Source organism: Streptomyces sp. NPDC048461 (assembly GCF_055587105.1).
On the sequence record NZ_JBVJGW010000011.1, the window covers coordinates 134,694 to 155,927 of the forward strand.

At 73.9% G+C, this 21,234-nt stretch carries 16 protein-coding genes; 13 read left to right on the forward strand and 3 right to left on the reverse strand.

Annotation, left to right across the window (positions count from 1 at the left end):
• From ACZ6S8_RS20590 to ACZ6S8_RS20640, 11 genes are all read left to right on the forward strand, one after another.
• On the forward strand, positions 1 to 876 hold the full coding sequence (locus tag ACZ6S8_RS20590; protein ID WP_469457689.1) for a TatD family hydrolase: 876 nt from the start codon (positions 1 to 3) through the stop codon (positions 874 to 876).
• 591 nt (positions 877 to 1,467) lie between these two features.
• Positions 1,468 to 2,727, forward strand: a complete 1,260-nt coding sequence (locus ACZ6S8_RS20595) for a ubiquitin-like domain-containing protein (RefSeq protein ID WP_469457894.1) — start codon at positions 1,468 to 1,470, stop codon at positions 2,725 to 2,727.
• A gap of 135 nt (positions 2,728 to 2,862) precedes the next feature.
• Positions 2,863 to 3,774, forward strand: coding sequence for a 16S rRNA (adenine(1518)-N(6)/adenine(1519)-N(6))-dimethyltransferase RsmA (gene rsmA / locus ACZ6S8_RS20600; RefSeq protein ID WP_469457690.1), 912 nt, complete (start codon positions 2,863 to 2,865; stop codon positions 3,772 to 3,774).
• Positions 3,771 to 4,679 (forward strand): 4-(cytidine 5'-diphospho)-2-C-methyl-D-erythritol kinase, encoded by a 909-nt coding sequence (locus ACZ6S8_RS20605; protein WP_469457692.1) that lies wholly within the window; start codon positions 3,771 to 3,773, stop codon positions 4,677 to 4,679. Before rsmA ends, ACZ6S8_RS20605 begins: the two co-directional genes overlap by 4 nt.
• Before the next feature lie 119 nt (positions 4,680 to 4,798).
• A complete protein-coding gene (locus tag ACZ6S8_RS20610; protein ID WP_469457693.1) occupies positions 4,799 to 6,148 on the forward strand; it encodes an acyltransferase family protein in 1,350 nt (449 codons plus the stop codon).
• 28 nt (positions 6,149 to 6,176) lie between these two features.
• A complete protein-coding gene (locus ACZ6S8_RS20615; RefSeq protein ID WP_469457694.1) occupies positions 6,177 to 7,979 on the forward strand; it encodes an ABC-F family ATP-binding cassette domain-containing protein in 1,803 nt (600 codons plus the stop codon).
• A gap of 155 nt (positions 7,980 to 8,134) precedes the next feature.
• Positions 8,135 to 9,805 (forward strand): outer membrane protein assembly factor BamB family protein, encoded by a 1,671-nt coding sequence (locus ACZ6S8_RS20620; RefSeq protein WP_469457696.1) that lies wholly within the window; start codon positions 8,135 to 8,137, stop codon positions 9,803 to 9,805.
• Between the two features lie 41 nt (positions 9,806 to 9,846).
• Positions 9,847 to 11,577: an outer membrane protein assembly factor BamB family protein gene (locus ACZ6S8_RS20625; RefSeq protein WP_469457698.1), complete on the forward strand. Its 1,731-nt coding sequence runs from the start codon at positions 9,847 to 9,849 to the stop codon at positions 11,575 to 11,577.
• A gap of 156 nt (positions 11,578 to 11,733) precedes the next feature.
• Positions 11,734 to 12,426, forward strand: coding sequence for a response regulator transcription factor (locus ACZ6S8_RS20630; protein ID WP_469457896.1), 693 nt, complete (start codon positions 11,734 to 11,736; stop codon positions 12,424 to 12,426).
• Positions 12,427 to 12,530: 104 nt separating this feature from the next.
• Positions 12,531 to 13,490: a UDP-glucose 4-epimerase GalE gene (gene galE, locus ACZ6S8_RS20635; RefSeq protein ID WP_469457700.1), complete on the forward strand. Its 960-nt coding sequence runs from the start codon at positions 12,531 to 12,533 to the stop codon at positions 13,488 to 13,490.
• Between the two features lie 487 nt (positions 13,491 to 13,977).
• Entirely contained in the window at positions 13,978 to 14,745 is a 768-nt protein-coding gene (locus ACZ6S8_RS20640) for a LuxR C-terminal-related transcriptional regulator (RefSeq protein WP_469457702.1), read from the forward strand.
• Here the strand turns inward: ACZ6S8_RS20640 and ACZ6S8_RS20645 are convergent.
• The gene (locus ACZ6S8_RS20645; RefSeq protein WP_383929601.1) at positions 14,704 to 15,201 is read right to left on the reverse strand and encodes a MarR family winged helix-turn-helix transcriptional regulator; all 498 of its coding nucleotides are present in this window, start codon (positions 15,199 to 15,201) and stop codon (positions 14,704 to 14,706) included. The genes ACZ6S8_RS20640 and ACZ6S8_RS20645 overlap by 42 nt on opposite strands.
• A 161-nt stretch (positions 15,202 to 15,362) precedes the next feature.
• On the opposite strand from ACZ6S8_RS20645, the gene ACZ6S8_RS20650 reads away from it, so the two are divergent.
• Complete coding sequence (locus ACZ6S8_RS20650; RefSeq protein WP_469457704.1) at positions 15,363 to 16,220, forward strand: trans-aconitate 2-methyltransferase; 858 nt, start codon at positions 15,363 to 15,365, stop codon at positions 16,218 to 16,220.
• Between the two features lie 111 nt (positions 16,221 to 16,331).
• Here ACZ6S8_RS20650 and ACZ6S8_RS20655 read toward each other — a convergent pair whose 3' ends face one another.
• Both ACZ6S8_RS20655 and ACZ6S8_RS20660 read right to left on the reverse strand, forming a co-directional pair.
• Positions 16,332 to 17,006 (reverse strand): TetR family transcriptional regulator, encoded by a 675-nt coding sequence (locus ACZ6S8_RS20655; protein ID WP_469457706.1) that lies wholly within the window; start codon positions 17,004 to 17,006, stop codon positions 16,332 to 16,334.
• Complete coding sequence (locus ACZ6S8_RS20660; protein WP_469457708.1) at positions 17,003 to 17,983, reverse strand: acyl-CoA desaturase; 981 nt, start codon at positions 17,981 to 17,983, stop codon at positions 17,003 to 17,005. Before ACZ6S8_RS20660 ends, ACZ6S8_RS20655 begins: the two co-directional genes overlap by 4 nt.
• 388 nt (positions 17,984 to 18,371) lie before the next feature.
• On the opposite strand from ACZ6S8_RS20660, the gene ppc reads away from it, so the two are divergent.
• Positions 18,372 to 21,143: a phosphoenolpyruvate carboxylase gene (gene ppc / locus ACZ6S8_RS20665; protein ID WP_469457710.1), complete on the forward strand. Its 2,772-nt coding sequence runs from the start codon at positions 18,372 to 18,374 to the stop codon at positions 21,141 to 21,143.
• The last annotated feature ends 91 nt before the right edge of the window (positions 21,144 to 21,234 follow it).

Sequence of the window (21,234 nt, forward strand, 5' to 3'; positions counted from 1 at the left end):
ATGAGCACCGCTTCGAAGGACGCCCCGCCGCCGCTGCCCGAACCGCTGCGGGTGGCGGTGGCCGACTCGCACACCCACCTCGACATGCAGGCCGGAACCGTCGACGAGGGTCTCGCCAAGGCCGCGTCGGTGGGCGTGACCACGGTCGTCCAGGTGGGCTGCGACGTGAAGGGCTCCCGCTGGGCCGCCGAGACCGCGGCCCGGTACCCGAACGTGCACGCCGCGGTGGCGCTCCACCCGAACGAAGCCCCCCGCATCGTCCACGGGGACCCCGACGGCTGGTCGCGGCAGGGCGCCCGGACCGGCGGCGGCGAGGGCGCGCTCGACGACGCGCTCGCCGAGATCGAGGCGCTCGCCGCGCTCGACCACGTGAAGGCGGTCGGCGAGACCGGCCTGGACTTCTTCCGGACGGGCCCGGAGGGGACGGCCGCGCAGGAGCGTTCCTTCCGCGCCCACATCGAGATCGCCAAGCGGCAGGGCAAAGCCCTGGTCATCCACGACCGTGACGCCCACGCGGACGTGCTGCGCGTCCTGCGCGAGGAGGGCGCCCCCGAACGGACCGTCTTCCACTGCTACTCGGGGGACGCCGAGATGGCCCGCGAATGCGCGGCGGCCGGGTACTACATGTCCTTCGCCGGGACCGTCACCTTCAAGAACGCCGCGCCGCTGCGCGAGGCCCTCGCCGTGGCCCCGCTGGAGCTGGTGCTCGTCGAGACGGACGCCCCGTACCTGACCCCGGCGCCGTACCGCGGACGGCCCAACGCGCCCTACCTCATTCCGCTGACCGTACGGGCGATGGCGGCCGTCCGCGGACTCGACGAGGACGCCATGGCCACCGCCCTGGCCGCCAACACGGCGCGCGCCTTCGCCTACTGACGCCCCGCCGCCCGCGCGTCCCCGCTCCCCCGATCGCCGGATCCCGTCCCGGATCCCGTCCCGGATCCATCCCCGGACACCCGCTCGACCGCCACCCTGTGTGATCGAACGGATTGGGAGCGTGACGGATCCTCCGCTAAGGTGCCGTGCCCGAACCAGCGGGGGCCGGACAGTGGAGCGAGCGTCGTGAGCGATACGCAGGGCAGTCACCGCCGCGGCGGTCCCGTCCCGGAGGCGTACGAGGACGAGCCCCCGGGCCGGCCGGCCGGCCCGTGGGACCCGGCGGAGCCGGACGCCCCGGCGGGCCGTCGCCGCCGCGAGGCCCCGGCCGCCGCCGTGACGCTGCCCGGCGCCGTGACCATCCCCGCCCCCGCCGCCGAACCGGGCACCGGCCGCCGCCGCGGGGCCGGGGAGCCCGCCGCCCCGGCGGCCGCCCCGTCCGGCTCCGGCAGACGCCGGGGCAGCGCCGCGGAGGCCGCCGGGCCGGGGGTCCTGCCCGCGCCCGCCGGACCCGGCCGTCGGCGGGGCGGCCGGCCCGACGTACCGCTCGCCGGGTCCGGCTCCGGCCGCCGCCGGGGTCCCGCCGAGGCGGTGGCGGGCCCGTACGCGCCGGCCGTCCCCGCGCCGGGCGTCCCCGCGCCCGCCGTCCCCGCGCCCGCCCTCACCCCGCCCGCCCTCACCCCGCCCGCCGTTCCCGCCGTACCGGCCGGGGTTCCCGGCGCCGGACGCCGGCGCGGTGCCCGTACGGCGGGGCCCTCCGCGCTCGGCGCGACCTGGCGGCGGATCGTCCCCCAGGCCCTGGTCGTCGCCTTCCTCGCCGGCGGCACCACCGCGTTCGTCGCCGCCGACAAGGCCGTACGCCTCACCGTCGACGGGGTCCCCCGCGACCTGCACACCTTCGCCGACGACATCGGCGAACTGCTCGCCTCCGAAGGCCTCGGCGTCGGCCCCCACGACCTCGTCGCCCCCGCCCCGGGCGCCCGCCTCGACGACGGCGAGGAGATCGTCGTCCGCTACGGCCGCCCGCTGCGCCTCACCCTCGACGGCCGGCAGCGCCAGGTGTGGACCACCGCCCGCACCGTCGAGGGCGCCCTGCGCCAGTTCGGCATCCGGGCCGAGGGCGCCTACCTCTCCGCTCCCCGCACCGCGCCGGTCCCGCGCGCGGGCCTCGCCCTCAGCGTCCGCACGGAGCGCAGCGTCACGTTCCTGGCCGACGGCCGCGAGCGCACGATCCGCACCAACGCCGCCACCGTCCGGGAGGCCCTCGACCAGGCCGGCATCACCCTGCGCGGCGAGGACACCACCTCGGTTCCCCCCACCGCCTTCCCGCGCGACGGCCAGACCGTCACCGTGCTCCGGATCACCGGCAGCCGCGAGGTCCGCGAGGAACGCATCCCGTACGCGACGGAGCGGGTCAAGGACCCCACCCTGTTCGCCGGCACCGAGGTCGTCGAGCGGTCCGGCCGGCCCGGGGCCCGCCGGGTCACGTACAGCCTGCGCACCGTCAACGGGGTCCGGCAGAAGCCCCGCCGGATCGCCGAGGAGACCGTCCGCGAGCCCGTCGGGCAGCTCGTCAAGGTGGGCACCAAGCCGCTGCCGACCTCGGTCGCCGGCGCGGACGGCCTCGACTGGGCGGCGCTGGCCCGGTGCGAGTCCGGCGGCCGCCCCTCCGCCACCGACCCCTCGGGCACCTACGGCGGCCTCTACCAGTTCGACGTCCGCACCTGGCAGGGCCTCGGCGGGAGCGGGCGCCCGCAGGACGCCTCGGGATCGGAGCAGACGTTCCGGGCGAAGAAGCTCTACGTCCAGCGGGGCGCGAGCCCCTGGCCCCACTGCGGCCGCAGGCTGTAGGCCGTCCCTCCGCCCGCGCCGTCCCCCACCGGTCCCGGCGCCGTCCCCTCGCGGGCGCGGGGCGGGGACGCCCCGCGGCGGCGGGCGCGCCAGGTCCGGCGCGGGACCACCCGCTCGATCTGAGACGCTTTACCGGTGAGCACCGCAGAGCAGCAGCCCGAGAACCCCGACACCCCCGCATCCGACTCCCTCCTCGGCCCCGCCGACATCCGGGAGCTGGCCGCGGCCCTCGGCGTACGCCCGACGAAGCAGAAGGGCCAGAACTTCGTCATCGACGCCAACACGGTCCGCCGGATCGTGCGCACCGCCGGGGTCCGACCCGACGACGTGGTGGTCGAGGTCGGCCCGGGCCTGGGCTCGCTGACGCTCGCACTGCTCGAAGCCGCGGACCGGGTCGTCGCGGTGGAGATCGACGACATCCTCGCGGCGGCGCTGCCCGCCACCATCGAGGCCCGCATGCCCGCGCGCCAGGACCGCTTCGCGCTGGTCCACTCCGACGCGATGCTCGTCACGGAGCTGCCCGGCCCGCCGCCCACCGCGCTCGTCGCGAACCTCCCGTACAACGTGGCCGTGCCCGTGCTGCTCACGATGCTCGACCGCTTCCCGAGCATCGAGCGGACCCTGGTCATGGTGCAGGCCGAGGTCGCCGACCGGCTCGCCGCCGAGCCCGGCAACAAGGTGTACGGAGTCCCCTCCGTGAAGGCCAACTGGTACGCGCACGTCAAGCGCGCCGGATCCATCGGCCGCAAGGTCTTCTGGCCCGCGCCGAACGTCGACTCCGGACTCGTCTCGCTCGTCCGCCGCACGGAGCCCGTCAAGACCACCGCCACCAAGGCCGAGGTCTTCGCGGTCGTGGACGCGGCCTTCGCCCAGCGCCGCAAGACGCTGCGCGCCGCCCTGGCCGGCTGGGCCGGTTCGGCGGCCGGCGCCGAGGCTGCCCTGGTCGCCGCCGGCGTCTCGCCGCAGGCGCGCGGTGAGTCGCTGACGGTGGAGGAGTTCGCCGCGATCGCCGAGCACAAGCCGGCGGCGGGGGAGAGCGCGCTGTGAGCGGCGCCGTGACCGTACGGGTCCCCGCGAAGGTCAACGTGCGCCTCGCGGTGGGCGCGGCCCGCCCCGACGGCTTCCACGACCTGGCCAACGTCTTCCTGGCCGTCTCCCTCTTCGACGAGGTGACGGCCACGGCGGCCGACGCGCTGACGGTGACCTGCGAGGGTCCCGACGCGCACCGGGTCCCGCTGGACCGCACCAACCTCGCGGCGCGCGCCGCCGAGATGCTGGCGGAGCGCGCCGGCCTCGACCCGGCCGTCCACCTCCACATCGACAAGCGCATCCCGGTGGCGGGCGGCATGGCGGGCGGCAGCGCCGACGGCGCCGCGGCCCTGCTGGCCTGCGACGCGCTGTGGGGCCTGGACACCCCGCGCGCCGAACTCCTCGACATCTGCGCGGTCTTGGGCAGCGACGTGCCGTTCAGCCTGGTGGGCGGCGCCGCGCTCGGCACCGGCCGCGGCGAGCTGCTGACCCCGGTGGCCGCGGGCACCTTCCACTGGGTGTTCGCGGTCGCCGACGGCGGACTGTCCACCCCGGCCGTCTTCCGCGAGTTCGACCGCCTCGCCGCCGCCACGGGTACGGAGATCCCCGCGCCGGCCGCGTCGCCGGAACTGCTGGCCGCCCTCGCCTCGGGCGACCCGGACGCGCTGGCCGCCACCCTGGCCAACGACCTGCAGCCCGCCGCCCTCTCGCTGCGGCCGCGGCTGGCCGACGTCCTGGCGGCGGGGGCCGACGCCGGGGCGCTGGCCGGGCTGGTCTCCGGATCGGGGCCGACCACCGCGTTCCTGGTCCGGGACGCGGAGGCCGCCGCCAAGGTCGCCGCCGGGCTCGACGCCTCCGGGACCTGCCGTGCCACCCACGTGGCGTCCGGCCCGGCCCCCGGCGCCACGGTCCTCCCGGCCTGATCCCCCCTCACCCGGGGTCCCGGCACGGGGATCCCGGGGGCGGCGGGCGGGCGTACCCAGGCCGGAACTGAGTACCCGTACCCTGTCGCCGGCCCCCGCCGGGCGGCGATGTTGGGGCCATGACCGTCAGTTCCAGCACCCTCGCCGCCGCCACCCCCGTCACGCGGGACCGGTACGTCGACCTGCTCCGCGTGGCCTCCCTCGGCACCGTCGTGTGCGGGCACTGGCTGATGGCGGCCGTCAGCAGCGACGGCATGGGGAACCTGCTCGCCGTCGTGCCCGGCCTCCAGGTCCTCACCTGGGTGCTGCAGGTCATGCCCGTCTTCTTCTTCGTCGGCGGCTTCTCGCACGCCCTGTCCTACCGCTCCCTCGCCCGCCGGACGGACGGCCGTCCCTACGCGGTCTTCCTGCGGGCCCGCCTGCGGCGGCTGCTGCGGCCCACCCTGGTGTTCGTCCTCGTCTGGGGCGCGGCCGCCCTCGCGCTCCAGCTCGCGGGCGCCGGCGGCGGGCGGCTGACCGGGGCCGCCCTGCGGCTGGTCACCCAGCCGCTGTGGTTCATCGGGATCTACCTCGCCGTGGTCGCCCTCACCCCGCCGCTGCTGCGGCTCCACGAGCGCTTCGGCTGGGGCGCCTTCGCCGGGCTGGCCGGAGCCGCCGCCCTCGTCGACGTGCTGCGCTTCGCGCTGGGAGTTCCGTACGCCGAGTTCCTGAACTTCGCCTTCGTCTGGCTCGCCGTGCACCAGCTGGGCTTCCTGCGCGCCGACGGCCGCCTGGCCGGCCTGCGCCGGCCCGCCGCCCTGGCCGCCGCCGGGCTCGGCGGGGCCGTGCTGCTCGTCGCGTACGGCCCGTACCCGCTGTCCATGGTCGGGATGCCCGGCGAGAAGGTGTCCAACATGGCGCCGCCCACCCTCGCCCTGCTCTGCCACGGCCTGTGGCTCGTCGGCGCCGTCCAGCTCCTCGCCGGGCCCGCCGCCGCCCGGCTGCGCCGCCCGCGCGTCTGGCGCGCGGTCGTCGCCGCCAACGGGATCGCCATGACCGCCTTCCTCTGGCACCTCACCGCGATGCTGGCGGTGTACGCGGCCCAGCTCGCCCTGGGCATGACCCTCCCGGCTCCGGCCGGCGCGGCCTGGTGGGCGCAGGTTCCCGTACGGATCGCCCTCGCGGCCCTGGTGACCGCGCTGCTCGTCGCGGTGTTCCGCCGCTTCGAGGCCCCGGCCCGGCCGGGCCCCGCCGAGCCCGCGGGGACCGCCCCGGCCGGCAGCGGGCCGCTGGCCGCCCTCGGCGTCACGCTCTGCCTCCTCGGCGTCCTCGGCCTGTCCGTGACCGGCCTCGGGGGCCTGCTGGAGGGTCACAGCGCCATCCTGATCGCCGTCCCGGTCACCGCGCCCGCCGCGATCGGCATGACGCTCGCGGGCCTGCTGCTGGTGGAACGGTCGGGCCCGGCCCGGAGGGTTAGGCTGAGGGGCTGATCCACACCCCTTCCCTGGAGCGCGTCTGATGGCCGTCAATCTGGTCAATGTCGAGGCAGTCAGCAAGGTGTACGGCACACGTACCCTGCTCGACGGCATCTCCCTCGGCGTGTCCGAGGGGGACCGGATCGGCGTCGTCGGTCGCAACGGCGACGGGAAGACCACCCTCATCCGGATGATCGCCAAGCTGGAGGAGCCCGACAGCGGACGGGTCACCCAGAACAGCGGCCTGCGCATGGGCGTCCTCACCCAGCACGACTCCCTCGACCCCTCGGCCACCGTCCGCCACGAGATCATCGGGGACATGGCCGACCACGAGTGGGCCGGCAACGCCAAGATCCGCGACGTGCTCACCGGCCTCTTCGGCGGGCTGGACCTGCCCGGCTTCGGCCAGGGCCTGGACACCGTCATCGGCCCGCTCTCCGGTGGCGAGCGCCGCCGGATCGCGCTGGCGCAGTTGCTCATCGCCGACCAGGACCTGCTGATCCTCGACGAGCCCACCAACCACCTCGACGTCGAGGGCATCTCCTGGCTCGCCAAGCACCTCCAGGAGCGCCGTTCCGCGCTCGTCTGCGTCACCCACGACCGCTGGTTCCTCGACCAGGTCTGCACCCGCATGTGGGACGTGCAGCGCGGCGACGTGCACGAGTACGAGGGCGGCTACAGCGACTACGTCTTCGCCCGCGCCGAGCGCGACCGCATCGCCGCCACCGAGGAGTCCAAGCGGCAGAACCTGATGCGCAAGGAGCTGGCCTGGCTGCGCCGCGGCGCCCCCGCCCGGACCTCCAAGCCCCGCTACCGCATCGAGGCCGCCAACGAGCTCATCGCCGACGTGCCGCCGCCGCGCGACACCTCCGAGCTGATGAAGTTCGCCAATGCCCGCCTCGGCAAGACGGTCTTCGACCTGGAGGACGTCACCGTCCAGGCCGGCCCGAAGACCTTGCTGGAGCACCTGACCTGGCACCTCGGCCCCGGCGACCGCGTCGGCCTGGTCGGCGTCAACGGCGCCGGCAAGACCTCCCTGCTGCGCGCCCTCGCCGAGGCCGCCCGCACCCAGGGCGAGGTCCAGCCCGCCAAGGGCAAGGTCATCGTGGGCAGGACCGTCAAACTCGCCTACCTCTCCCAGGAGGTCGGCGAGCTCGACCCCTCCCTGCGGGTCCTCGAAGCCGTGCAGCGGGTGCGCGACCGCGTCGACCTCGGCAAGGGCCGCGAGATGACGGCGGGCCAGCTGTGCGAGCAGTTCGGGTTCACCAAGGAGAAGCAGTGGACGCCGGTCGGCGACCTCTCCGGCGGCGAGCGGCGCCGGCTGCAGATCCTGCGCCTGCTGATGGACGAGCCGAACGTCCTGTTCCTCGACGAGCCCACCAACGACCTCGACATCGAGACCCTGACGCAGCTGGAGGACCTCCTCGACGGCTGGCCCGGGTCGATGATCGTGATCTCCCACGACCGGTTCTTCATCGAGCGCACCACCGACACGGTGATGGCCCTGCTCGGCGACGCCAGCCTGCGGATGCTGCCGCGCGGCCTGGACGAGTACCTGGAGCGCCGCCGGAAGATGATCGAGGCGGCCGCGCCCGCGCCCGCCCCCGCGTCCTCCGGGGTCAAGACGTCCGCCTCCGGTGACGCCCGCGCCGCGAAGAAGGAGCTCCAGAAGATCGAGCGGCAGCTGAACAAGCTCTCCGACCGCGAGAGCAGCCTGCACGCGAAGATCGCCGAGAACTCCACCGACTACGACAAGGTGGCCAAGCTCGACGCGGAGCTGAGGGAACTCCTCTCCGACCGCGACGACTTGGAGATGCGCTGGCTGGAGCTGGCGGAGGAGGCGTAGCCTCCGGCCGTCCTCCGGGCCGACTGGCCGGATAACGACGGCATCACGGGCCGGTCCTCCCTTGGGAACAGGGGGCGGACCGGCCCGGCATAAGGAAGGCGTGAGTGATAGAAAGGCATCCCCCACGACCTCCCCGAAGCCGAAAGCGTGCGCTGATGACCGAGCCGCCCCCGCCGCCGAACCAGCCACCGACACCTTCCGGTTACGGTCACCTGCCCGGCCCGCCCCAGCCCGGCCCCGGATACCCGCCGCAGGGCCCGAACCCGTACGCGCAGCAACCGCCGTACGGCCAGCAGCCGCAGCAGCCCCCGCAGTACCCCCAGCAGCCGCCCCCGCCCGGCTACGGCTACCCGCCGCAGCCCCCGACGGTGCCCGCCGGCCAGGCGCTCGGCGGCCCGGGCACCCCGCCGGGGAAGAAGAAGACGACCGTCCTGATCGCGGCCGCCGTCGCGGGCGCCCTCGTCCTCGGCGCCGGCGCGTACGTCGCCTTCGGCGGCGACGGTGACGAGGACCCGAAGAAGCCCGTGGCGCAGGCGTCCACCCCCGCCGACCCCAAGCCCTCGGCCTCGGCCGAGGTCGACAAGGGCGACGGCACCGGCAACGGCGGCGGAGAGGAAGACCTCAACGCCGGCCGGCAGCAGGGCGAGGACAAGGTCCTGTGGCTGAAGACCGCCAAGATCGACGGCCCCGGCATGGGCGTCGAGTCCGAGGGCCAGTGGGTCGTCGGCGACACGGTCGTCAAGAGCGTCTGGAAGTCCCTCACCGGATACGGAGTCGCCGACGGCAAGGAGAAGTGGACGCTTCCCTTCCCCGCCGCGGTCTGCTCGGTCACCCCGCAGACCACCGGCGACAACAAGACGGTCGTCATGTACCGGGAGAGCGAGGCGGAGTCCGCCGCCTGCACGCAGATGCGCGTGGTCGACCTCGCGTCGGGCAAGGAGGTCTGGTCGAAGGAGGTGCCCAAGGAGCAGCTCTTCGACATCTTCACCAGCCCGACCATCGCCATCACCGGCGACACCGTGGCCATCAGCCGCGCGGGCACCGCCAGCGCCTTCAAGATCAGCAGCGGTGACAAGCTCTTCGCCAGCACCCAGGCCGAAGGCTGCAAGCCCAGCGCCTACGCGGCCGGCAACAACCGGATGGTCGGCCTCGCCACCTGCCTCGACGACGACAAGACCGCCGAGATCCAGGGCACCGACCCGGCCACCGGCAAGCGCGGCTGGACCTACCGGGTCCCCAAGGGCTTCAAGGTCACCAGCGTCTACTCGCTGGACCCGCTCGTCGTCGACCTCGGCAACGAGGCGACGAAGGAACGCGTCATCACGGTGATCGGAGCCGACGGGAAGCAGGGCCCCAACCTCTCCGCCGAGGGCAAGTTCCCGCTCGGCTGCGGGGACACCGGCATCTTCCGGTCCCTCTCCGTCTGCTCCTCGGCCGTCGTCGACGGCGGGACCCTCTACCTCGCGACCGCCCCCGACGCCGCCGCGGGCAACGCCGTCGTCGCCTTCGACCTGGGCACCGGCAAGGAGAAGTGGCGCACCCCCGCCGGGGCCAAGCGCACCCTCACCCCGCTCAAGGCCGCCGACGGCGGGCTCATCGCCTACCGCAAGGCCGAGTACGACAAGGGCGGCGAGATCCTCTCGGTCCCGGCCGGCGGCGCCACCCCCACCGCGCTCCTGCGGAACCCGTCGGGTGCGGCGGCTCCGGTCGAGAGCGCCTTCCACACCCCCAGGCTCGACTACGTCGACGGGCGGTTCTTCCTCTCCGTATCGCGCCTGCAGGCCCGGGGCAAGGACGAGAAGTTCCTGATGGTCTTCGGCAAGTGAACGCGTCCAACGAGCCGCCCACCGAGAGGCAGTAGCAACCGATGAGCACCCCGCCGCCCCCCAGCCAGCCGCCGTCCGGCGGCTTCGGAGCGCCGCAGGATCCCCCGCCGGGCGGATTCGGCGCGCCCGCCCCGCCGCCCGCGCCCCCGGCGCCCCCGCAGCAGCCCCCGGCCGGGTACGGATACCCGCAGCAGCCCCCGGCGGGCTACGGATACCCCCAGCAGCAGCCCGGCCCCGGCACCCCGCCGGCGTACGGGCAGCCGCCCACGGCCCCGCCGTACGGGCAGCCGCCCACCGTGCCGGTCCCGGCCGCCCGGCCCCCGGCCGGCGGCAACGACAAGCGGACCCAGCTGATGATCGTCGGTGCGGCCCTGCTCGCCATCGTCATGATCGTCGGCGGCGGCCTCTGGTACGTCTCCGGCGACGGCGGCGGCACGGGCGGCGAGCCCACCGCGAGCGGCAGCCCCAGCGCGGGACCCGACGGCAAGCCCCAGGGCGCGCCGGGCTCCGAGAAGGTGCCCGGCAACCCCAAGTCGAAGTCGCTGTTCAACCAGCCGAGCCCGCAGCCGGCCGACATCGCCAACGTCGCCGGCTCCTGGCTGACCGACACCACCTACGTCAAGTCCGACGTGGCCAAGGTGGTCGGCTACAACGTCGTCGACGGCGGCAAGACGTGGGAGCTGGCCTTCCCGGGCGAACTCTGCGGCGCGACCCGGCACATCAGCGACAACAAGACGGCCGTCCTGTTCAAGGCGGCCATGCCCACCCCCGAGAACAAGTACCCGCAGTGCACCGAGGTCGGCGTGATCGACCTGGGCACCGGCAAGCTCGTCTGGTCCGGCAACGCCAAGGGCGCCACCAGCGGCGACCGGCCCGTCGCCTATTACGAGGTCACCCTCAGCGGCCAGACCGTCGCCGCCGCGGGCGTCGCCGGCGGCGCCGCCTGGAACCTCGCCGACGGCAAGTCCCTGTGGCTGCCCAAGATCGACGGCGAGGGCTGCCGCGACGCGGGTTACGCGGGCGGCGAGGCCCTCGGCGTGATCCGCAAGTGCGGCCAGAGCTCCAGCCCGACCCTGCACGCGCAGCTCCTCGACCCGGCCACCGGCGCGCCCACGGCCTCGTACAAGCTCGCCCCGGGCATCGAGTACGCCGGCATCGTCTCCACGAAGCCCCTGATCGTCGGGGCCGACGTCGGCAAGACCGCCAAGAACGCCACCGGCGTCAGCGACCTCTTCGTCATCGCGCCCACGGGCGAGCTGAAGGCGCGCATCTCGCTCGCCGACGGCACGTTCGCCGGCAAGTGCGCGGCCACCGAGGTCGAGAAGTGCTCCAACATGGTCGTCGGCAACGGCAAGGTCTACATCCCGTCGTACGAGCACCAGGGCGGCCAGTCCGCCAGCGGCCGCACCAACGAGCTGCTCTCCTTCGACCTGGAGACCGGCAAGCAGACCACCGACCGCGCCGACGCGGGCGACGGGTTCACGCTGTTCCCGCTGCGCATGGACGGCTCGAACGTCATTGCCTACAAGCGGCCCCCCTACGACAAGGGCGGCCAGATCGTCAGCATCGACGGGACGAGCATGAAGGAGACCCTCCTCATGCAGAACCCGTCGGAGAAGACGAGCCAGCGCATCGAGACGGCCTTCTCGCCCGAGTACTCCGAGTACCGCTACCACAACGGCAAGCTGTTCATCTCGCGCACGACGGCCCGCAAGCCGTACTCGGAGAAGAGCGACCCCGAGTACCTCTTCGTCTCCTTCACCGCGAGCTGAGCGCGAGCTGACGGCGAGCCGACCGCTCCCGCACCCGCACCGGCACGAAGCCCCCGGAAGGTCCGCCTTCCGGGGGCTTCTGCGCGGTATCCCCCGCGCTCCGTCGAACAAGCGTGTAGCTTGCCGGGTCAGAAGGGTCGGGGGGTGGGTGCCTTCATGGGCGTACGGGTCGTGGTGGTCGACGAGCACCGCCTGCTGGCCGAGGCGCTCGCCTCGGCCCTGAAACTGCGCGGGCACCGGGTGCTCGCCGCGGCCGCCCCGGCCGCGGGCGCCGCCGAGCTGGTCATCAGCCGGGCCCCGGAGGTCTGTCTCTTCGGCACCGCCTCCCCGGCCGAGCCGGGCGTCTTCGAACCCGTGCTCCGCGTCAAGCGGGAGCGCCCGCAGATCGCCGTGGTCGTCCTCGGCCCGGTGCCCAGCCCGCGCGGGATCGCGGCCGCCTTCGCCGCCGGCGCCTCGGGGTACGTACGCCACGACGAGCGGATCGAGGGCGTCGAACGGGCCCTGGCCAAGGCGCGGGCCGGCGAGGTGGCGATCTCGCCGCAACTCCTCCAGGGCGCCTTCGCCGAACTGCTCAACCCGGCCGTCCAGCCCGACGACGAGGGCAGCCGGCTGCTGCGCCTGCTCACCCCGCGCGAGGTGGAGGTCCTGGTCCGGGTCGCCGAGGGCGAGGACACCCGGCTGATCGCGGCGGGGATGGAGATCGCGCCCAGCACCGCCCGCACGCACGTGCAGCGGGTGCTGATGAAGCTGGGCGTGGGGTCCCGGCTGGAGGCGGCGGCGCTGGCCGCCCGTACCGGACTGCTGGACCGGGCGGCCCCGGCGCAGCCGCCCGCCGGGGCCCGCGGCTGAGCGGGGCGGGCCGCCGATTTCCCTGGGGGCGTCCGATCGGGTAAGCCAGACTCCAGCGCGCGCACGCACCCGGCGCGCGTTTCCCCGCGAGAGGCAGTAGGCGAGTGAGCAAGTACCTGGTAACCGGTGGCGCCGGATACGTCGGCAGCGTGGTCGCTGCCCACCTCCTGGAGGCCGGCCACGAGGTCACCGTCCTCGACGACCTCAGCACGGGCTTCCGCGCGGGCGTCCCGGAGGGTGCCACCTTCATCGAGGGCCGGATCCAGGACGCCGCCGAGCACCTCGACGGCTCCTACGAGGCGGTGCTGCACTTCGCGGCCTCCTCGCAGGTCGGCGAGTCGGTGGCGAACCCGGCCAAGTACTGGGAGAACAACGTCGGCGGCACCCTCGCGCTGCTGAACGCCATGCGCGGCGTCGGCCTGCGCAAGCTGGTCTTCTCCTCCACCGCCGCGACCTACGGGGAGCCGACGGAGGGCCTGCTGACCGAGGCGTCCGTCACCGCCCCCACCAACCCGTACGGGGCCACGAAGCTCGCGGTGGACCACATGATCGCGGGGGAGTGCGCGGCGCACGGCCTGGCGGCCGTCTCCCTGCGCTACTTCAACGTGGCGGGCGCGTACGGGCGGTTCGGCGAGCGGCACGCCCCCGAGACCCACCTGATCCCGCTGGTCCTGCAGGTCGCGCTCGGCGAGCGGGAGTCGATCTCGGTGTTCGGCGAGGACTACCCGACCCCGGACGGCACCTGCGTGCGCGACTACATCCACGTCGCGGACCTCGCGGAGGCCCACCTGGCCGCGCTGGAGAACGCCACCGCCGGCGAGCACCTGATCTGCAACCTCGGCAACGGCAGCGGCTTCTCGGTCCGCGAGGTCGTCGAGACGGTCCGCAAGGTCACCGGCAAGGAGATCCCCGAGGTCATCGCGCCGCGCCGGGCCGGCGACCCCGCCGTCCTGGTCGCCTCCGCCCGCACGGCCCACGAACGCCTCGGCTGGACCCCGAACCGCTCGGACCTCACCGGCATCATCTCGGACGCGTGGAACTTCGCGCGCACGCACGCCTCCTGACCCGACGCCGCCGCCGGTTCCACCGGCACCACCGCTGTCGCGCACGCCCTCCGCACCCTCGGGTACGGGGGGCGTACGCGTGTGCGCCGGGCGCCGCGCGCGCGGGAGCTGTGCGCGGGCGCCCGAGGTGCACGCGCGGGGTGACATGCCCCCCGTGCAACTGCCCGCGGCACAGGCGGGAGCGGAAAGGGCCATCCGGACCTTCGGGGCAGTCGAATTCAAGCCATGACAAAGCCCGTTCGGACCGGCCGCGCGGGAAAATCCCTGGGAAAACTTCTGCAATTCGGCCAACTGTCAGCCGCCCCGGCCCTACGCTGGTGCGTGACACCGGTGGGGGCCGGTGTTGATTCAGGGGTCGAGACAAGTCGGGTACGGCGTCCGGTCCGGGGTAGTGCAGAGGTGTCTCGGCGGCGGCCGCGACAGCTGCGGATCACCCGGTCCGGGCGCCGTACCCGCCGCCGTCCGTTCCCCTACCCTTGGGGGTTTTGTGGTTCGTATCCGGGTTCTCGTGGTCGACGATCACCGCATCTTCGCCGAATCGCTCGCAGCCGCGCTCGCGGCCGAGCCGGACGTGGACGTGTCCGCGGCCGGCAGCGGCCCCGCCGCGCTGCGCTGCCTCGAACGCGCGGTGGCCGAGGGCCGCCGTTTCGACGTCCTGCTGGTCGACGCCGATCTCGGCGCCGCGGCCGGGGCCGTACCCGCCCAGCGCGAGTCGGGTTCGGGACCGCCGCCGGGCACCCCGGACGGGATCGCTCTGGTCGCGGGGGTGCGGGTGTCCCACCCCGGGGTCCGCACCGTGGTCCTCGCCGAGCGCGACGAACCCCGCCGGGCGGCGCTGGCGTTGCAGGCGGGGGCCTCGGGCTGGGTGGCGAAGGACTGCTCGCTCTCGCGGCTGCTGGCCGTGGTCCGCGGCGTGCTGCGCGAGGAGACGCACCTCCCGCCGGCCCTGCTCACCGGAGTGCTCCGCGAGCTGACCGCGGCCCGCAAGCACCGTACGGACAGCGAACGGCTGGTGGAGTCGCTGACCCCGCGCGAGCACGAGGTGCTGCGCTGCATGGTGGCGGGGCTGGGCCGCAAGGACGTGGCGGCGCGGCTGTTCCTGTCCCCGCACACGGTCCGCACCCACATGCAGAACGTGCTGGGCAAGCTCGGCGTGCACTCGACGCTCGCCGCGGTGGCGCTGGCCAGACGGGCCGGCGTACGTCCCGCGGAGCTAGCCGGGGACGTTGTCGAACGGAGCGGTCAACTGGCGTAGCAGCCCGGCGAGGTCGCCCCGCTGGCTCTGGGAGAGCTGGGCGAGGATCGCCCGCTCCTGGGCCAGCAGTCCGGCGAGGGCCTGGTCGGCGCGGTCCCGCCCCTCGGGGGTCAGCCGCACCAGGACCCCGCGGCGGTCGCTGGGGTCCGGGAGCCGCTCGACGAGGCCCTTCTTGGCGAGCCGGTCGATGCGGTTGGTCATGGTGCCGGAGGTGACCAGGGTCTGGGTCAGCAGCTGGCCCGGGGAGAGCTGGTAGGGCGCGCCGGCGCGCCGCAGCGAGGTGAGGACGTCGAACTCCCACGGCTCCAGGCCGTGCTCGGAGAAGGCGAGCCGGCGGGCGCGGTCGAGGTGGCGCGCGAGCCTGCTGACGCGGCTCAGCACTTCGAGCGGTTCCACGTCGAGGTCAGGGCGCTCCCGCCGCCAAGCCGCGACCAATCGGTCGACCTCGTCCTCCATGCGGATCAGTGTAAGGGGTCTGTCGACGTGAAGTCTCTTCATGTCATGTATCTCGACATGGAGTATCTTGACATCGAGATATAAACGGGTCGACCATGGGGCAGGGAGGGGTCCGGAACCGCTTCCGCTTCCGACCACCCCGCCAGCAGGGAGGCTCACCCATGCATTCCGATACCGCGCAGGACCGGACCCCCACGGCCACCGCACCCTCCGCGCCCACCTGGGACCCCCAGCAGTACCTCCGGCACGCGGGGCACCGGGCCCGCCCGTTCGCCGACCTCCTGGCCCGGATACCCGAGCTGCCGGGCAGGCCCGCCCGCATCGCCGACCTCGGCTGCGGTCCCGGCAACGTCACCACCCTCCTCGCCGACCGCTGGCCCGAGGCCCGCATCACCGGCTTCGACCTCTCCCCGGAGATGCTCGACCGCGCCACCGGGGAGTACGCCGGCCCCACCGCGGGCGGCGGGAGCCTCGACTTCCGGCACGGGGACCTGGCCTCCTGGCTCCCCGAGGAGCCCTACGACCTGATCGTCTCCAACGCCGCCCTGCAGTGGGTCCCGAGCCACCCCGCGTCCTTCGGGCCGTGGATCAACGGCCTGCGCCCCGGCGGCACCTTCGCCTTCCAGGTCCCGGGCAACTTCAGCGCGCCCAGCCACGCCCTGCTCGCCGAGATCTGCGACGCCCCGCGCTGGCGCTCCCGGCTGGCCGGCCACGGCGCCCACTACGTCCACCTCCTCGAACCCGCCGAGTACCTGGCCCGGCTGACCGAGCTCGGCTGCGCCGTCGAGGTCTGGGAGACCACGTACCTCCAGCTGCTCCAGGGCCCCGACCCGGTGCTCGACTGGGTCAAGGGCACCGCCCTGAGGCCGGTCCTCACCGCCCTCGGTGACGACCGGGACGCCGTCGACGCCCTGCTCGCCGAGTACCGGGACCGGCTGCGCGAGGCCTACCCGCCGGGTCCGCGCGGCACCGTCTTTCCGTTCCGCCGGATCTTCGCCGTGGCCCGCAAGGAGGCCTGACCGTGCCGACCGCCTGACCGCGCGCGCCGGCCCGCCGCACGACGGCGCCCCGGCACCGGAGCCTTCCGGTGCCGGGGCGCCGCCCGTGTCCGCCGTGCCCGCCCGCGGGCGTCAGCTCTTGCGCCGGCCCACCAGCTGCGGCTTGGACTCCAGGCGGTCCAGTCCGTGCCAGGCCAGGTTCACCAGGTGCGCTGCGACCTCCGCCTTCGCCGGGCGGCGGACGTCCAGCCACCACTGCCCGGTCAGCGCCACCATCCCGACCAGCGCCTGCGCGTACAGCGGGGCCAGCTTCGCGTCGAAGCCCCGGGCCTTGAACTCCAGCCCGAGGATGTCCTCCACCTGAGTGGCGATGTCGCTGATCAGCGACGCGAAGGTGCCCGTCGACTGCGCGACGGGGGAGTCGCGCACCAGGATCCGGAACCCGTCCGTGTAGGACTCGATGTAGTCCAGCAGCGCGAACGCCGCCTGCTCCAGCAGCTCCCGCGGGTGCCCGGCCGTCAGCGCGCCCGTCACCCCGTCCAGCAGCTGGCGCATCTCCCGGTCCACGACGACCGCGTACAGGCCCTCCTTGCCGCCGAAGTGCTCGTACACCACCGGCTTGGACACCCCGGCCTTCGCCGCGATCTCCTCGACCGAGGTGCCCTCGAAGCCCTTCTCCGCGAACAGGGTCCGGCCGATGTCCAGCAGCTGCTGGCGCCGCTCCGCGCCCGTCATCCGCACCCTGCGGCCGCGCCGGGGCTTGTCGCTGCTGGAATTACCGCCGTCGATCGCCACGCCCCCCATCATGCCGCGTTCGACTCGTTTTCCCTGCGCCGGGCGTCGATGCGGGCGGCGGACGGCCAGCGCACGTCCGTGGCCCAGCCCAGCTGCTCGAACCAGCGGATCAGCCGCGCACTGGAGTCGACCTGGCCGCGCAGCACCCCGTGCCGGGCCGAGGTCGGGTCGGCGTGGTGCAGGTTGTGCCAGGACTCGCCGCAGGACAGCACCGCCAGCCACCACACGTTGCCCGAGCGGTCCCGGGACTTGAACGGCCGCTTGCCCACCGCGTGGCAGATCGAGTTGATCGACCAGGTCACGTGGTGCAGCAGCGCCACGCGCACCAGCGAACCCCAGAAGAACGCCGTGAACGCACCCCACCAGGACATCGTCACCAGGCCGCCCACCAGCGGCGGGATCGCCAGCGAGAACATCGTCCAGAAGATGAAGTCACGGGAGATCCGGCGGATCGCCGGGTCCTTGATCAGGTCCGGGGCGTACTTCTGCTGGTCGGTCTGCTCCTCGTCGAAGAGCCACCCGATGTGCGCCCACCACAGGCCCTTCATCAGCGCGGGGAGCGTCTCGCCGAACCGCCACGGCGAATGCGGGTCGCCCTCGTGGTCCGAGAACTTGTGGTGCTTGCGGTGGTCCGCCACCCAGCGCACCAGCGGGCCCTCCACCGCCATGGACCCCATGACGGCCAGGGCGATCCGCAGCGGCCGCTTCGCCTTGAAGGAACCGTGCGTGAAGTAGCGGTGGAACCCGATGGTGATGCCGTGGCACGCCAGGAAGTACATGAAGACCATCAGGCCGAGGTCCAGCCAGCTCACCCCCCAGCCCCAGGCCAGCGGCACCGCCGCCAGCAGCGCCAGGAAGGGGACGGTGATGAACAGCAGGAGGGCGATCTGCTCGACGGACCGCTTGTTCTCGCCGCCCAGGGTCGCTGACGGCGCGGGGGCGTCGGGGGACGCCGAGGCGTCCTCGATCAGATCGGGACTGATGGTCATGGGGGTCCCCTGGGGGTGAGGAGTCGGCGAGGGGGCACCACCCAGCGGTGCTGGGGGAACCGGGAGAGCACGGAGACTACGGACCCGTAACCTACGGCATCGTAAGTATGGCAAAGGAGGGGGCGAGGGCAAGAGGAGCGCGGCCGCGGAGAGTCGCCACAGGCCGTGCACACCCCGTACGCGCGACGTCCACAGGCCGTGCACGGCCCGCCTCGCGGCCGCCTCGCGAGACAACTGACCGGACTCGGGGATCGGACACCTATCCTGTTCTCGTCGGACAGCGCGGTCCGTACGGGCAGCCCGGGCTGCGCATCAGGAGCGGCAGTGCCGCGTGCGACCGGGAGCCCACCGCCCAGTAGCGCTCGAAACACTGCAAGGAGCCGCACCTGTGAGCAGTGCTGACCAGGCCCCCCGGGCCTCCCAGCCGGCAGCCCCCCTCACCCCGGCCGCCACCGCGAATGCAGAACTGCGCGCGGACATCCGCCGCCTCGGCGATCTCCTCGGGGAGACGCTCGTACGCCAGGAGGGCCAAGACCTCCTGGACCTCGTCGAACGCGTCCGCGCCCTCACCCGCACCGACGGCGAGGCCGCGGCCGAGCTGCTCGGTGACATCGACCTGGAGACCGCCGCCAAGCTGGTGCGCGCCTTCTCCACCTACTTCCACCTCGCCAACGTCACCGAGCAGGTGCACCGCGGCAAGGAGCTGCGCGCCCACCGCGCCGCCGAGGGCGGGCTCCTCGCCCGCACCGCGGACATGCTCAAGGACGCCGACCCCGAGCACCTGCGCGAGACGGTCAGGAACCTCAACGTCCGCCCGGTCTTCACCGCGCACCCCACCGAGGCGGCCCGCCGCAGCGTCCTCAACAAGCTGCGCCGCATCGCCGCGCTGCTGGAGGAGCCCGTCACCGGCGCCGGCGACCGCCGCCGCCACGACCTGCGCCTCGCCGAGAACATTGACCTCGTCTGGCAGACCGACGAGCTCCGCGTGGTCCGCCCCGAGCCCGCCGACGAGGCCCGCAACGCCATCTACTACCTCGACGAGCTGCACGCCGGCGCGGTGGGCGACGTCCTGGAGGACCTCGCCGCCGAACTCCAGCGCGTCGGCGTCGAGCTGCCCCCCGGCACCCGCCCCCTGACCTTCGGCACCTGGATCGGCGGCGACCGCGACGGCAACCCGAACGTCACCCCCGACGTCACCCGGGACGTGCTGATCCTGCAGCACGAGCACGGCATCACCGACGCCCTCGAACTCGTCGACTTCCTGCGCGGGCTGCTGTCGAACTCCATCCGCTACACCGGCGCCACCGAGGAGCTCCTCGCCTCGCTCCAGGCCGACCTGGAACGCCTCCCCGAGATCAGCCCGCGCTACAAGCGGCTGAACGCCGAGGAGCCGTACCGCCTCAAGGCCACCTGCATCCGGCAGAAGCTCGTCAACACCCGCGAGCGCCTCGCCCGGGGCACCTCCCACGAGGAGGGCCGCGACTACCTCGGCACCGCCGAGCTGCTCGCCGACCTCACCCTCATCCAGACCTCCCTGCGCGAACACCGCGGCGCGCTCTTCGCCGACGGCCGCATGGACCGCACCATCCGCACCCTGGCCGCCTTCGGCCTCCAGCTCGCCACCATGGACGTGCGCGAGCACGCCGACGCGCACCACCACGCGCTGGGCCAGCTCTTCGACCGGCTCGGCGAGGAGTCCTGGCGCTACGCCGACATGCCGCGCGAGTACCGCGGCAAGCTCCTCGCCAAGGAGCTCCGCTCCCGGCGCCCGCTGGCCCCCACCCCGGCGCCGCTCGACGCGGCCGGCCAGAAGACCCTCGGCGTCTTCGGCGCCGTCAAGGACGCCTTCGAGAAGTTCGGCCCCGAGGTCATCGAGTCGTACATCATCTCGATGTGCCAGGGCGCCGACGACGTCTTCGCCGCCGCCGTCCTCGCCCGCGAGGCCGGCCTCATCGACCTGCACGGCGGCTGGGCCAAGATCGGCATCGTGCCGCTCCTGGAGACCACCGACGAGCTGCGCGCCGCCGACGTGATCCTCGACGAGATGCTCGCCGACCCGTCCTACCGGCGCCTGGTCTCCCTGCGCGGCGACGTCCAGGAGGTCATGCTCGGCTACTCCGACTCCTCCAAGTTCGGCGGCATCACCACCAGCCAGTGGGAGATCCACCGCGCCCAGCGCCGGCTGCGCGACGTCGCGCACCGCTACGGGGTGCGGCTGCGCCTCTTCCACGGCCGCGGCGGCACCGTCGGCCGCGGCGGCGGCCCCTCGCACGACGCGATCCTCGCGCAGCCGTGGGGCACGCTGGAGGGCGAGATCAAGGTCACCGAGCAGGGCGAGGTCATCTCCGACAAGTACCTCGTCCCGTCCCTGGCCCGGGAGAACCTCGAACTGACCGTCGCGGCCACCCTGCAGGCGTCCGCCCTGCACACCGCGCCCCGCCAGTCCGACGAGGCCCTCTCCCGCTGGGACGCGGCCATGGACACCGTCTCCGACGCCGCCCACGCCGCGTACCGCGAGCTCGTCGAGGACCCGGACCTGCCCGCGTACTTCTTCGCGGCCACCCCCGTCGACCAGCTCGCCGACCTGCACCTGGGCTCGCGCCCCTCGCGCCGCCCCGACTCGGGCGCCGGCCTCGACGGCCTGCGCGCCATCCCGTGGGTGTTCGGCTGGACCCAGTCCCGCCAGATCGTCCCCGGCTGGTACGGCGTCGGCTCCGGCCTCAAGGCCCTGCGCGAGTCCGGTCACGCGGACGCGCTGACCGAGATGGGCGAGCGCTGGCACTTCTTCCGCAACTTCCTGTCCAACGTCGAGATGACGCTGGCCAAGACCGACCTGCGGATCGCCCGGCACTACGTCGACACCCTCGTGCCCGACGACCTCAAGCACGTCTTCGCGCGCATCGAGGCCGAGCACGAGCTGACCGTCCGCGAGGTCCTGCGCATCACCGGCGGCGAGAAGCTCCTGGACTCCCACCCGGTGCTCCAGCAGACCTTCTCCGTCCGCGACGCCTACCTGGACCCCATCTCCTACCTCCAGGTCTCCCTGCTGGCCCGCCAGCGCGCCGCCGCCGCCCGCGGCGAGGAGGCGGACCCGCTGCTCGCCCGCGCCCTGCTGCTCACCGTCAACGGTGTCGCCGCGGGCCTGCGCAATACCGGCTGACCCGCCGCACCACGGCACACGGGAGCCCCCGCACCCTTCCGGTGCGGGGGCTCCCGTACGTCTCGCGGCCGCCGCGCCACGAGCCGGCCGT

Excerpts from the sequence above, each read along its gene's own strand:
- ACZ6S8_RS20590 (WP_469457689.1), top strand. The coding sequence starts at position 1 with ATGAGCACCGCTTCGAAGGACGCCCCGCCGCCGCTGCCCGAACCGCTG.
- ACZ6S8_RS20610 (WP_469457693.1), top strand. The coding sequence starts at position 4,799 with ATGACCGTCAGTTCCAGCACCCTCGCCGCCGCCACCCCCGTCACGCGG.
- ACZ6S8_RS20615 (WP_469457694.1), top strand. The coding sequence starts at position 6,177 with ATGGCCGTCAATCTGGTCAATGTCGAGGCAGTCAGCAAGGTGTACGGC.
- ACZ6S8_RS20620 (WP_469457696.1), top strand. The coding sequence starts at position 8,135 with ATGACCGAGCCGCCCCCGCCGCCGAACCAGCCACCGACACCTTCCGGT.
- ACZ6S8_RS20625 (WP_469457698.1), top strand. The coding sequence starts at position 9,847 with ATGAGCACCCCGCCGCCCCCCAGCCAGCCGCCGTCCGGCGGCTTCGGA.
- ACZ6S8_RS20630 (WP_469457896.1), top strand. The coding sequence starts at position 11,734 with ATGGGCGTACGGGTCGTGGTGGTCGACGAGCACCGCCTGCTGGCCGAG.
- ACZ6S8_RS20645 (WP_383929601.1), bottom strand. The coding sequence starts at position 15,201 with ATGGAGGACGAGGTCGACCGATTGGTCGCGGCTTGGCGGCGGGAGCGC.
- ACZ6S8_RS20650 (WP_469457704.1), top strand. The coding sequence starts at position 15,363 with ATGCATTCCGATACCGCGCAGGACCGGACCCCCACGGCCACCGCACCC.
- ACZ6S8_RS20655 (WP_469457706.1), bottom strand. The coding sequence starts at position 17,006 with ATGATGGGGGGCGTGGCGATCGACGGCGGTAATTCCAGCAGCGACAAG.
- ACZ6S8_RS20660 (WP_469457708.1), bottom strand. The coding sequence starts at position 17,983 with ATGACCATCAGTCCCGATCTGATCGAGGACGCCTCGGCGTCCCCCGAC.